This window comes from Bacillus sp. WC2503 (genome assembly GCF_052682895.1).
The window spans coordinates 2226544-2238913 of record NZ_JBQYMD010000001.1 but is presented as its reverse complement, the minus strand read 5'-3'; the positions used below and the strand labels follow the sequence as shown (position 1 = coordinate 2238913).

Here is a 12370-nt window from a genome sequence, read left to right as displayed (position 1 = left end):
ACATTGATCGTTAACAAGGAAGAGAGGTAGACGAAAGAAGTCTACAACTAGGGTGGTACCGCGATAAATATCGTCCCTACTGATTGGATCAGTAGGGCTTTTTTGTACAAAAAAAGTGATTTTCAGCTAGTAGCTAGTGTCTTTGTGGTAATTATTAGTTTAAGATAAGAAGAGGTATCGATTCCACTTTAAATTTGTATAATTAACCAGTTCAGAAAATAGAGAATTTTTCATTCTCTTACTATACTTTTAAAACATTAGAGGAGGATTTCCAAATGGCAAATCATGAATTAGATCAATTACGTAAACAGGTAGATGAAATTAACTTACAACTATTACACCTTTTAAACAAACGTGGTGAAATCGTTCAAAAAATCGGGGAGCAAAAGCAAGTACAAGGTACGAAACGCTTTGATCCAGTACGTGAGCGTGAAGTACTTGATATGATCGCAGAGCACAACGAAGGACCATTCGAAACGTCAACAGTTCAACATATTTTCAAAACAATCTTCAAAGCTAGCTTAGAATTACAAGAAGATGATAACCGTAAGGCGTTATTAGTATCACGTAAAAAGAAACAAGAAAATACAATCGTTAATGTAAAAGGTGAATTGATTGGGGACGGAACACAAACGTTCATCATGGGGCCTTGTGCAGTAGAAAGCTTAGAGCAAGTTCGCCAAGTAGGGCAAGCTATGAAAGACCAAGGCTTAAAATTAATGCGCGGTGGTGCTTTCAAACCGAGAACATCTCCATATGATTTCCAAGGTTTAGGAGTAGAAGGGTTACAAATTTTACGCCAAGTAGCAGATGAGTTCGACTTAGCGATTATTAGTGAAATTTTAAATCCGAACGATGTTGAAATGGCATTAGAATACGTTGATGTAATTCAAGTTGGCGCACGTAACATGCAAAACTTCGATTTACTACGAGCTGTAGGTAAAGTTAATAAACCAGTATTACTAAAACGTGGATTAGCAGCAACAATTGATGAGTTCATTAATGCAGCAGAATACATTATTGCGCAAGGTAATGACCAAATTATTCTTTGTGAGCGCGGTATCCGCACATACGAAAGAGCAACACGTAACACATTAGACATTTCTGCAGTACCGATTTTAAAGAAAGAAACACATTTACCAGTTATCGTTGACGTAACACATTCAACTGGACGTAGAGATTTATTATTACCAACAGCGAAAGCGGCACTTGCTATTGGAGCTGATGCAGTAATGGCTGAAGTTCATCCAGATCCAGCAGTTGCATTATCAGATTCTGCACAACAAATGGACATTCCAGAATTCCATAGATTCATGGATGAGTTAAAAGGTTTCAAAAATAAATTATCTTAATTCCATATCATATATGCGCTGAAGAGGAAACAGTAGTGCTTATCTCACTGTTAAAGAGAGCTGATGGTCGGTGTGAATCAGTACAAAGATAAGCATGAATTACAGCCTTGGAGCATCTTTCCCGACAACTTTTGGAGGGGAAGACGGTCAAACGATCGTTAAAGAAGAAGAGAGGTAGACGATAGTTGTCTACAACTAGGGTGGTACCGCGATAAACATCGTCCCTACTGAGCGCTCAGTAGGGACTTTTTTGTACAAAAAAATAGTAAAGGGGCAAAAGAAATGAGATACATTACAGCTGGAGAATCACATGGTCCGCAGTTAACAGTTATTTTAGAAGGTGTACCGGCAGGTTTAACATTAACAGCGGAACATATTAATAAGGAATTATTAAGAAGACAAAAAGGACATGGGCGCGGAAGACGCATGCAAATTGAAACAGATACAGTTGAAATTGTAAGTGGTGTTCGTCACGGGATGACACTTGGCTCACCGATTACGTTAATCGTAAAAAATGATGATTTCAAACATTGGACGAAAGTAATGGGTGCAGACCCGATTTCAGAGCAAGAAAGTAAAGAAATGAAACGCACAATTACAAAACCACGTCCAGGACATGCAGATTTAAACGGAGCTATTAAATACGGTCATCGTGATATAAGAAACGTATTAGAGCGCTCATCTGCAAGAGAAACGACAGTTCGTGTAGCTGCTGGAGCAGTTGCGAAACAAATTTTGAAAGAGTTAGGTGTGGAAATTGCAGGGCATGTGCTTGAAATTGGTGGGGTGCAAGCGAAGCATATTTCCAACTTATCAATTGAAGAGATTCAAACGATAACTGAAAATTCACCTGTTCGATGTTTAGATAAAGAAGTAGAACAAGAGATGATGGATGCGATCGATAATGCAAAAAGTAGTGGAGATTCAATCGGTGGTATTGTCGAAGTCATTGCAGAAGGTATGCCAATTGGTGTTGGTAGTTACGTTCATTACGATCGTAAATTAGATGCAAAACTCGCTGGTGCTATTATGAGTATTAATGCATTTAAAGGTGCTGAAATTGGTGTTGGTTTTGAAGCGGCAAGACAGCCAGGAAGTAAAGTGCACGATGAAATCCTTTGGGATGAAGAAAAAGGATACACGAGAAAAACGAATAATGCCGGCGGTTTAGAAGGTGGTATGACAACGGGAATGCCGATTGTTGTAAGAGGTGTTATGAAGCCGATTCCTACATTATACAAACCGTTAGCAAGCGTTGATATTGATACGAAAGAAGCATTCCAAGCGAGTATTGAAAGGTCTGATAGTTGCGCAGTACCAGCAGCAGGTGTAGTAGCTGAATCTGTTGTGGCATGGGAACTTGCAGATGCACTAGTCGAACAATTCGGAAAAGATCGTATGGAATTATTAAAGCAAAACATTACAGAACATAACAAATACGCAAAAGAATTTTAAAAAAGGTGGGTTTAACATGCAAGTAAAAGATCAACTATCATCCTTACAACCATATAAACCAGGTAAATCACCAGAACAAATGAAAGAAGTGTACGGAGATCATTCGTTTGTGAAATTAGCATCAAATGAAAATCCATTCGGTTGTTCGCCACGAGTGTTAGAAGAGTTGCAAAAATCGTGGTTAGAACATGCTTTATATCCTGACGGAGGTGCTACAACGCTCCGTCAAACAATTGCAGAGAAATTACAAGTCCAAATGGAACAAATACTTTGCGGTAGTGGTTTAGATGAGGTCATTCAAATAATAAGTCGCGCCGTACTTCGAGCTGGAGATAACATCGTAACGGCAGGTGCAACATTCCCACAGTACCGTCATCATGCAATTATTGAAGGTTGTGAAGTGAAAGAAGTTGCTTTAAATAACGGTGTATACGACTTAGATGAAATTTCGTCAGCAGTTGATAACAATACGAAAATCATTTGGCTTTGTAATCCGAACAACCCTACAGGCACATATGTGAATGAGCAAAAATTGACTCAGTTCATTGAAAGCATTAGTGAAAATACGTTAATTGTCATTGATGAAGCGTACTATGAATACGTAACAGCAAAAGATTTCCCTGAGACATTACCGCTTCTAGAAAAACATAACAACATTCTTGTACTTAGAACGTTTTCTAAAGCGTACGGATTAGCATCTTTCCGCGTTGGTTACGCGATTGGACAGGAAGAGTTAATCGAGAAATTAAATGTCGTACGTTTGCCATTTAACGTATCTTCATTAGCGCAAAAAGCAGCAACGATTGCTTTTAACGATGAAGCGTTTATTGAAGAAATTGTACGTGTTAATACAGAGGGAATACAACAATACGAAAGTTTTTGTAAGGAAAACGAATTTCCATTTTATCCGTCACAAACAAACTTCATCTTCTTACCGGTAGAGAATGGTGGAGAGATTTATGAAGCTTGTGCACACGCAGGGTTTATTATTCGTCCGTTCCCGAATGGTGTCCGTATTACAGTCGGCACAAGGGAGCAAAATGAAGGAGTGATTTCAGTGTTAAAACAACACTTTGAAAATAAGAAAAATAAGTCTCGAGATGAGGCAAATGTGTAAAAAGGTAGTATTAATTGGAACAGGCTTAATAGGAGGTTCTCTCGCATTAGCAATTAAGAAAGAGCACGATGTAACGATAACAGGTTATGACATATTTCAAGAGCAAGTAGAGCGTGCGAAAGAATTACACGTAGTAGATGAAGTAGCAGTAGATTTACAGCGTGCATGTGAAGAGGCACATTTAATTGTTTTTGCTTCTCCAGTTGAAGAAACGAAGAAGTTATTACACAAATTAGCGTCATTTCGTTTACGAGAAGATGTGATAGTGACCGATGTTGGTAGTACAAAAGGAACAATTATGAACGAAGCGGAAGCTTTATTTTCAAAGGAAATTTCTTTCATTGGTGGACATCCGATGGCAGGTTCTCATAAAACTGGGGTTGAAAGTGCAAAAGCACATTTATTTGAAAATGCATTTTACATTTTAACACCGATGAACCATGTGCCAAATGAACAAGTGGAAGAACTAAAAGGTTGGTTAAAGGGAACGGGGTCTCATTTTCTCGTTTTAAATACAGAAGAGCATGATTATGTAACAGGAATCGTTAGTCATTTTCCGCATCTTATCGCAGCAGGGTTAGTCAAGCAAGTGGAGAAACATGCAGGAGATAATCCGCTCATTCATCAGCTAGCTGCTGGCGGATTTAAAGACATTACACGCATTGCATCTAGTAGCCCGAAAATGTGGAGTGATATTGTAAAGCAAAATCGTGAGCATTTAATGGTATTATTAAAAGAGTGGATCTCTGAAATGGAAGAATTATATGATACTGTTTCTACTGGAGATGCAGGCGAGATTCAAAACTATTTTGCAGATGCGAAAGAATACCGTGATTCTTTACCAGTACGAAAAAGAGGGGCAATTCCTGCCTATCACGACTTATACGTCGATGTTTTAGATAAAGTAGGGGCATTGGCTCATATTACGAGTATTTTGGCGCGTGAAGAAATTAGTATTACGAACTTGCAAATATTAGAAGCGCGAGAAGGATTGCTTGGCGTATTACGCATTAGCTTCCAAAGAGAAGAAGATCGTATGAAAGCGAAACTAGCGCTTGGAGAAGAAGAATACCAAACTTATGAAACAATTTAAATGAGAAGGTGAAAACGTGAAAGAAAGAACGATACAACCTATAAATAGCGGATTGAACGGCAACATTACAATTCCAGGTGATAAGTCCATTTCACATCGTGCTGTTATGTTCGGCGCAATTGCAGAAGGAAAAACGACAATTAAAGGTTTCTTGCCCGGTGCAGACTGTTTAAGTACGATTTCGTGCTTTAAGGAAATGGGAGTAGAAATCACGCAAAATGGTGATGAAGTAACTGTAGTTGGAAAAGGAATTGAAGGCTTACAAGAACCGAAAGCTGTATTAGATGTTGGTAATTCTGGTACAACGATACGATTAATGTCAGGAATATTAGCAAATACACCATTTTTCTCTTGCGTACAAGGTGATGCGTCTATCGCAAAAAGACCGATGAAACGTGTTACAAATCCATTAAAACAAATGGGCGCAAAAATTGATGGCCGAGAAGAAGGAACGTTTACGCCGCTCACAATACGTGGCGGAGATTTAAAAGCAATTGAGTATATTTCTCCTGTTGCAAGTGCACAAGTAAAGTCAGCTATTTTACTTGCAGGTCTTCGGGCAGAAGGTGTAACAGCTGTTACAGAACCACATATTTCGCGTGATCACACGGAAAGAATGCTTGAAGCATTCGGTGTTAACGTAACTCGTGAGGGAAAAACAGTGAAACTTGCAGGTGGACAGAAGTTAACAGCGACAGACGTTCAAGTACCAGGTGACGTATCATCAGCAGCATTTTTCTTAGTAGCGGGAGCAATTATTCCAAATAGTAAACTAGTATTACAAAATGTAGGAATGAATCCAACTCGTACAGGTATTATTGATGTTTTAGAGACAATGGGTGCTACATTTACTGTAGAGCCGATTAACGAAGGGGCATCAGAACCAGCTGCAAACATTACGATTGAAACATCTTCATTAAAAGGAATTGAAATTGGTGGGGATATTATTCCAAGACTAATCGATGAAATTCCAGTTATCGCTTTAGCGGCAACACAAGCAGAAGGTATTACAGTTATTAAAGATGCACACGAGTTAAAAGTAAAAGAAACGAACCGTATTGATACAGTCGTTGCGGAGTTAACGAAACTAGGAGCTCGCATAGAAGCAACTGATGATGGCATGATTATATACGGAAAATCAGCTCTAAAAGGCAGTACAGTAAATAGTTACGGTGATCACCGCATCGGAATGATGCTTGCGATTGCTGGCTGTCTAGCAGAGGGAAAAACAACAATTGAAGATGCAGAAGCAGTAGGTGTATCATACCCTACATTCTTTGAAGAACTTCAAAAGTTAGCAAAATAAGGTGATGAGAAGCAGATACATTATGTATCTGCTTTTTTATGTTAGTTGTTGTAAAATCGCTATTTTTTGTTGAAACGTCTGTGTAATTTCACTTACAGAACTACAATAGTAAGAATTATGATACAATTCAATCAGGGAATGGAGGAGAATTATATGAATGTCATACAATTACAAGAAGATAAATTTAGAGAAGCATTACGTTTATCAGAATACGCTTTTCAATATAAAGTAAATGAGGAACAATTGCAGCAGCAAATCACTCGAATGAAAGAAAGTCATGAAATATACGGCATTATGGAAGGGGAAGACTTAGCAGCAAAACTACATCTTATTCCATTTCATATATACATAGGAAAAGAAACATTTAAAATGGGCGGCGTTGCAGGGGTAGCGACGTATCCTGAGTATAGAAGAAGTGGGTATGTAAAAGAGCTACTTCAGCATTCTCTTCAAACGATGAAAAAAGATGGATATACAGTATCGATGTTACATCCATTTTCTGTTTCATTTTACCGTAAATACGGCTGGGAACTTTGTGCGGATCTTCTCGTATGTCATATGACTAAGAGCGATTTAGTTATGAAAAAACAAGTAAATGGCACCGTGAAACGTTTCAATAAAGAAAATCATCCAGAAGAAGTCGAGAAGCTATATGAAACCTTTGCAGAACGTGTTTCAGGTATGTTAGTTCGAGAGAAGAACTGGTGGTTACAAGTAGTTTATGATGATTTAGCATTAGCGATTTACTATGATGAAAATAAAACGGCAGCTGGTTACATGTTATATAAAATAGAAAACTATAAAATGACAGTAGAAGAATTTGTACCACTGCATAATGAAGCACGAAATGGTCTGTGGAACTTTATTTGCCAGCATGATTCTATGATTAAAGAACTTGAAATGACAGTAAGTGAAAACGAACCGTTGTTATATACATTGCAAGAGCCACGCGTGAAGACAGAAGTGAAACCATATTTTATGGGCAGAATTGTAGATGTAGAGCAGTTCTTAAAACAATATGAATTTAACTGGAACGATGTACAGCAAGAAGTGATCTTACATATTACAGATTCATTTGCTCCGTGGAATAACGTAGTAGTGAGACTTGCAAATCATGAATTAACAATTGTAGAAGAAGCAACGGAAAAAGGAATCAAACTGGATATAAATGCACTATCGACAATAATGTTTGGATACAAACGTCCATTAGAACTAAACGAACTTGAATTAATTAGCGGAAGCGAAGAGGCAATGCGGTCATTTGAGAATTTAGTACCAGTGCGTAAGCCGTTTATTTATGATTTCTTTTAATTAATACACTGTGCAATGTGTCATTAAAAAAGTACTATAATGAAAAACAGTTATTATAGTACTTTTCTATTAATAGAATGAAAGCATTATTTTAGGAGGGGAAATAGAATGATTAGGCAAGCTGTAGGCGCAATCATATTCCAAAATAGTGAATTTTTATTGGTACATAAGGTAAAAATAAGCGATATAGAAGAAGAATACAATTTGTCAAAGGGGGAGTGGGATTTTCCTAAAGGCGGATTAAAACATACAGATAATGACTTAGAAAGTGCTATATTGAGAGAGTTTGAAGAAGAAACCGGTTCAAAAAAGTTTATAGTTATGAAACAAATGGAAGATAAAATTTGCTTTGAGTTTCCTGAAGAATTAAAAGTGAAAACTGGATTTGAAAAACAAGAAACAACTATGTTTTATGTAGAATATATAGGTGATAGAACAGATTTGAATCCAAAAGATAATGAAATAAGTCAAGTTCAATTTTTTAAAACACAAGATATATTGAGCATTTTAAGTCACGATGATACAAAGAATTTTTTTGAAGTGTTAATTCAAAAAATGCATTGAAATCTAAGTGAGTGTGTTATTTGAAAATGCTACATTTGCGTAGTCACACACTTGACTTTTAATCCATCTAATTTATAATTAAAAACGGAATGAATTTTCATTCCTGAAAATTGAGGTGAGAAAAATGGCTAAAAATAAACAAGAAGACATTTTTGAAGCAGCTATACAACTATTCGCAGAGCGTGGTTACGATGGTACGACAATTCCGATGATCGCTGAAAAAGCCAATGTCGGCGCTGGTACGATTTATCGCTATTTTGAAAATAAAGAGGCACTCGTTAACTCATTATTTTCAAAAAGTATGTTGCAACTATCTGAAATGATAAAAACAGATTTTCCTGTTGAAGCAAATATTCGTGAACAGTTTAGTCATACGTACAACCGTTTATTTGAATTTGCGAGAAACAATGTGGATGCTTTTCTTTTTACAAATTCTCACTGTGATAGTTATTTTCTTGATGAACAGAGTAAGAAAATATTTGACGATTTTATAGGCTTCTTTATGAATATTATAGAAGATGGAATCGCAAAAGGGTTTCTCCGTCCATTGCCTCCAGTTGCATTAATTATCATTGTATACCAACCGCTAGAAAAATTAACTAAAGTAATGGCAACGGGGCAATTAGAATACTCAAAAGAATTAGTAAAAGAATTGGAAGAAAGCTCTTGGAATGCTATTAGAATCATTTGATTCTATAGCTTTATAAGGACAGGAATGAACATTCATTCCGTTAAAGGTAATTTAATAGAGTTTTAAAAATAATTTAATAGAGTGATAGGAATGAATGTTCATTCCGAAATGATAGTTTTAAAAGGGTAGGAATGAATGTTCATTCCGAACTTAACATGAAACGCTAAAAACGGGAGATGATTCAAATGGGCAAGTTAAAAAGTTGGAGAAGTTTATCTTTTCTATTATGGATAGTTATTACTATTACAATGGTCGTAACGATGCCTAATATGGATAAACTAGTGAAGGAAAAAGGGAAAATTACAATCCCTAATACAGAACAAAGCAGTATTGCTGACAAGATGATCAAAGAAATGGATAAAGAAGGAGTTGAAAAATACGAAGTTATCGCCGTATTTAATAGTGACAATAAAACAGCTTTAACTACTGAGCAAAAAGAGGAAATAACAAAAACAATCAACGCTTTGCAAAATGAAAAAGAGCAATTAGGAATTAAGGAAGTTGTTTCACATTTAGATAATAAAGAATTGGAGAAACAATTAGTTTCTAAAGATAATACGACTATTTTAACGCAAATATCAATAGATAAAAAGCATGGTGAAATATCAAAAGTTGCAAATAATCTTCATAAAAAAGTGCAAACGAAAGGAGTAAAAACGTACTTAACAGGAAGTGACTTAATAGCGGGTGATTTTCTTACATCCTCTCAAGAGGGAGTGAAAAAGACTGAAGTTATTTCAATTATTTTCATTCTTATAGTATTAATCATTGTATTCCGTTCACCAATTGTTCCAATTGTTTCTCTTCTTACAGTTGGTATATCGTATTTAGTTTCAATGGGTATTATTGCTCATCTTGTAGATCAATTTAATTTTCCGTTTTCTAACTTTACGCAAGTGTTTGTAGTTGTCGTACTGTTTGGAGTAGGAACAGATTACAACATTTTATTATATACGAGGTTTAAAGAAGAATTAAGTAAACAAGAAAATGCATTTTTGGCCACGAAAGAAACATTTAAATCGGCAGGTAAAACCGTTTTATATAGCGGGATAGCGGTGCTAATTGGTTTTGCATCACTTGCTTTAGCGAGTTTTAAATTATATCAATCTACTTCAGCGGTAGCAATTGGTGTTTTAGTATTACTACTCGTAATAACCACTTTAAATCCATTTTTTATGGTGCTTTTAGGAAAAGGAATGTTTTATCCAGTTAAAACATTTAAAGGTCATGAGGATAGCCGTTTATGGGGATTCTTTGCTAAAAATTCAGTAGCAAGACCATTTGTTGCTTTAATCATCGTATTCGTGATATCGATTCCTTTCGTATTAAAATACTCTAATACACTGAATTACAATGATTTGTTTGAAGTGGATAATAAGTATGAATCAAAAATGGGTATTAATGTGATAGAAAAACATTTTCCACCAGGATTTTCTTCACCAAGTACGTTAGTGATTCAATCTAACAAAAAATTAGATGAAGGAACGTCTCTACAAACTTTAGATGAATTAACTGATAAAATTTCGAAAGTTAAAGGTGTTTCAGAAGTATATGCACCGACGCGTCCAACTGGTGATAAGATAAAAGAATTATATTTAAATAAACAAGCGGGAGAACTAAATACTGGTTTAGGCGATGCCAATGGTGGCATAAAGGAAATTAATGATGGCTTAACGGATGCGAAAGATAAAATGGGTAGTAATGACTCAAATAGTCTTGCAAATGTTCAAAAGTTAATTGATGGAACGAACGAAGCGAAAAATGGAGTATCAGCATTAGGAACAGCTTTAAATCAATTATCCATTGGCATAAACGAAGGTGCACAAGGAGCGCAGCAAATTGAGAGTGGGTTAACTTCAGTAAATGAAAATATAAATGTCCTATCGGGTGCAACGTCACAGCTTCATGCTGGTTATGCACAGTTAGAAAAGGGTTTAAGTTCTTACGATCAATACTTCGGAAGTATTTCTCAAGCGATTGACGGTGCGAAAAAAGGATATGAACAAATTGAAGTGTTAATGACTAATTTCATTCAAACGAAACCAGAAGTAGCAAATGATCCTAATGTACAGCAAACGATAGGAATTGCGAAGGAAGCTCAAAAGCAATTAAGTGGACTTTCAAAAGAATTAAATCAATTAGCAGTGCAACATAAAGCTGCGGTGAATTCATTTAAAGAAGCGAATCAATCATTACTGAAAGTAGATAACGGCATAAAGGAAATGAATAATGGCGTTACCAAGTTACAAAAAGGAGCTGCCGGACTAAAAACTGGATTAAACGAAGGAGCTACAGGTTCAAAACAAATTGCAAACAAATCATCTGAGCTACAATCCGGCTTAACAAAAATAAATGATGGGCAAGGGCAGCTTTTAACTGGATTGAAAGACCTGCAAGAAAAGATGGGGCAATTACAATCCGGCTTATCTAAAAGTACAGAAGGGCTTGGAAAAGTAAGTAACGGCCTAGGGGATGCTCAGAAATATTTAGGCGAGCTTAATGAGTCAAAAAGCTCTGAGAAATTTTATATTCCTAAAGAAGTGTTAGCGGGAGAAGATTTCCAAAAAGCATTGAATACGTACATGTCACATGATAGAAAGACTGCTAAAATGACAATCATTTTAGACGTAAATCCGTATTCAAAAGAAGCGATGCCAATCATTCAAGAAATTAATAAAACGATAGATGGTACGCTAAATGGTACTGAATTAAAAACGGCGAAAAAAGCGATCGGCGGGACAACAGCTAGAAATGTTGATTTAAAAGAAGTAACCGGGCAAGATTTCTTGCGTACAGCTACGATTATGTTGATTGGAATTGCGATTGTATTAATCGTAATTACACGCTCATTACTAAACACAATATTTATTATTGGCTCATTACTATTAGCGTACTTTGCATCACTTGGTATAAGCGAACAAATTAGTGCACATGTATTACATGTAGATTTATTAAGCTGGAATGTTCCATTCTTTAGCTTCATTATGATTGTCGCTTTAGGAGTGGATTATAGTATTTTCGTAATGATGCGCTATAACGAGATAGAAGGGGATTCGGTAACGAAAATTGTAACTGCATCTCGTCATATAGGAGGAGTTGTATTATCAGCGGCGCTAATTTTAGGCGGGACATTTGCCGCATTAATTCCATCAGGTGTATTGACACTTATACAAGTAGCATCAGTTGTTGGCGTTGCACTATTACTATTAGCTTTAATCGTGATACCGATATTGTTACCTGCTTTAATAGGATTAACGAGTAAATTGAAGAGTTATAAAGAGAAAATAATAAATACGAAATAAGAAAAAACTGTAGGGAATGTTTTCCCTACAGTTTTTTCTGTATATAAAAATTAAAAATAGGAAATTAATCCAATGTATTACAGAGTGAGAATCGATAAAAACTATCCGATTTCATTGTAGAAAGGTAATCAACCGTTGCTATTCATCCAGCTTCTACTATATAATAGCTATAGTCTACA

General features: G+C 36.0%; 9 protein-coding genes and 2 other annotated features (1 of these 11 cut by a window edge). All 9 genes read left to right on the top strand.

What is annotated here, in order from left to right; genetic code table 11:
- Positions 1-81: a binding site (T-box leader), on the top strand; it begins 156 nt to the left of the window's first position.
- A gap of 194 nt (positions 82-275) precedes the next feature.
- The 9 genes from ACUN26_RS11490 (at position 276) to ACUN26_RS11450 (ending at position 12191) form a co-directional block, all read left to right on the top strand.
- A complete protein-coding gene (locus tag ACUN26_RS11490) occupies positions 276-1352 on the top strand; it encodes a bifunctional 3-deoxy-7-phosphoheptulonate synthase/chorismate mutase (protein ID WP_001273577.1) in 1077 nt (358 codons plus the stop codon).
- Between the two features lie 9 nt (positions 1353-1361).
- Positions 1362-1581: a binding site (T-box leader), on the top strand.
- Between the two features lie 53 nt (positions 1582-1634).
- Positions 1635-2807, top strand: a complete 1173-nt coding sequence (gene aroC / locus ACUN26_RS11485) for a chorismate synthase (protein ID WP_001269419.1) — start codon at positions 1635-1637, stop codon at positions 2805-2807.
- Between the two features lie 16 nt (positions 2808-2823).
- Positions 2824-3924: a histidinol-phosphate transaminase gene (gene hisC, locus ACUN26_RS11480; protein WP_001197267.1), complete on the top strand. Its 1101-nt coding sequence runs from the start codon at positions 2824-2826 to the stop codon at positions 3922-3924.
- The gene (gene tyrA, locus ACUN26_RS11475; RefSeq protein WP_000335164.1) at positions 3917-5017 is read left to right on the top strand and encodes a prephenate dehydrogenase; all 1101 of its coding nucleotides are present in this window, start codon (positions 3917-3919) and stop codon (positions 5015-5017) included. The genes hisC and tyrA overlap by 8 nt, the downstream gene beginning before the upstream one ends.
- A 16-nt stretch (positions 5018-5033) precedes the next feature.
- Entirely contained in the window at positions 5034-6323 is a 1290-nt protein-coding gene (gene aroA, locus ACUN26_RS11470) for a 3-phosphoshikimate 1-carboxyvinyltransferase (protein WP_000664599.1), read from the top strand.
- Positions 6324-6476: 153 nt separating this feature from the next.
- The gene (locus ACUN26_RS11465) at positions 6477-7634 is read left to right on the top strand and encodes a GNAT family N-acetyltransferase (protein ID WP_001100936.1); all 1158 of its coding nucleotides are present in this window, start codon (positions 6477-6479) and stop codon (positions 7632-7634) included.
- A gap of 108 nt (positions 7635-7742) precedes the next feature.
- The gene (locus ACUN26_RS11460; RefSeq protein WP_000620962.1) at positions 7743-8198 is read left to right on the top strand and encodes an NUDIX domain-containing protein; all 456 of its coding nucleotides are present in this window, start codon (positions 7743-7745) and stop codon (positions 8196-8198) included.
- A gap of 124 nt (positions 8199-8322) precedes the next feature.
- Positions 8323-8889: a TetR/AcrR family transcriptional regulator gene (locus ACUN26_RS11455; RefSeq protein WP_001107311.1), complete on the top strand. Its 567-nt coding sequence runs from the start codon at positions 8323-8325 to the stop codon at positions 8887-8889.
- Positions 8890-9074: 185 nt separating this feature from the next.
- Positions 9075-12191: an MMPL family transporter gene (locus ACUN26_RS11450; RefSeq protein WP_000517245.1), complete on the top strand. Its 3117-nt coding sequence runs from the start codon at positions 9075-9077 to the stop codon at positions 12189-12191.
- Positions 12192-12370: the final 179 nt, after the last annotated feature.

Excerpts from the sequence above, each read along its gene's own strand:
- ACUN26_RS11490 (WP_001273577.1), top strand. The coding sequence starts at position 276 with ATGGCAAATCATGAATTAGATCAATTACGTAAACAGGTAGATGAAATT.
- aroC (WP_001269419.1), top strand. The coding sequence starts at position 1,635 with ATGAGATACATTACAGCTGGAGAATCACATGGTCCGCAGTTAACAGTT.
- hisC (WP_001197267.1), top strand. The coding sequence starts at position 2,824 with ATGCAAGTAAAAGATCAACTATCATCCTTACAACCATATAAACCAGGT.
- tyrA (WP_000335164.1), top strand. The coding sequence starts at position 3,917 with ATGTGTAAAAAGGTAGTATTAATTGGAACAGGCTTAATAGGAGGTTCT.
- ACUN26_RS11465 (WP_001100936.1), top strand. The coding sequence starts at position 6,477 with ATGAATGTCATACAATTACAAGAAGATAAATTTAGAGAAGCATTACGT.
- ACUN26_RS11460 (WP_000620962.1), top strand. The coding sequence starts at position 7,743 with ATGATTAGGCAAGCTGTAGGCGCAATCATATTCCAAAATAGTGAATTT.
- ACUN26_RS11455 (WP_001107311.1), top strand. The coding sequence starts at position 8,323 with ATGGCTAAAAATAAACAAGAAGACATTTTTGAAGCAGCTATACAACTA.
- ACUN26_RS11450 (WP_000517245.1), top strand. The coding sequence starts at position 9,075 with ATGGGCAAGTTAAAAAGTTGGAGAAGTTTATCTTTTCTATTATGGATA.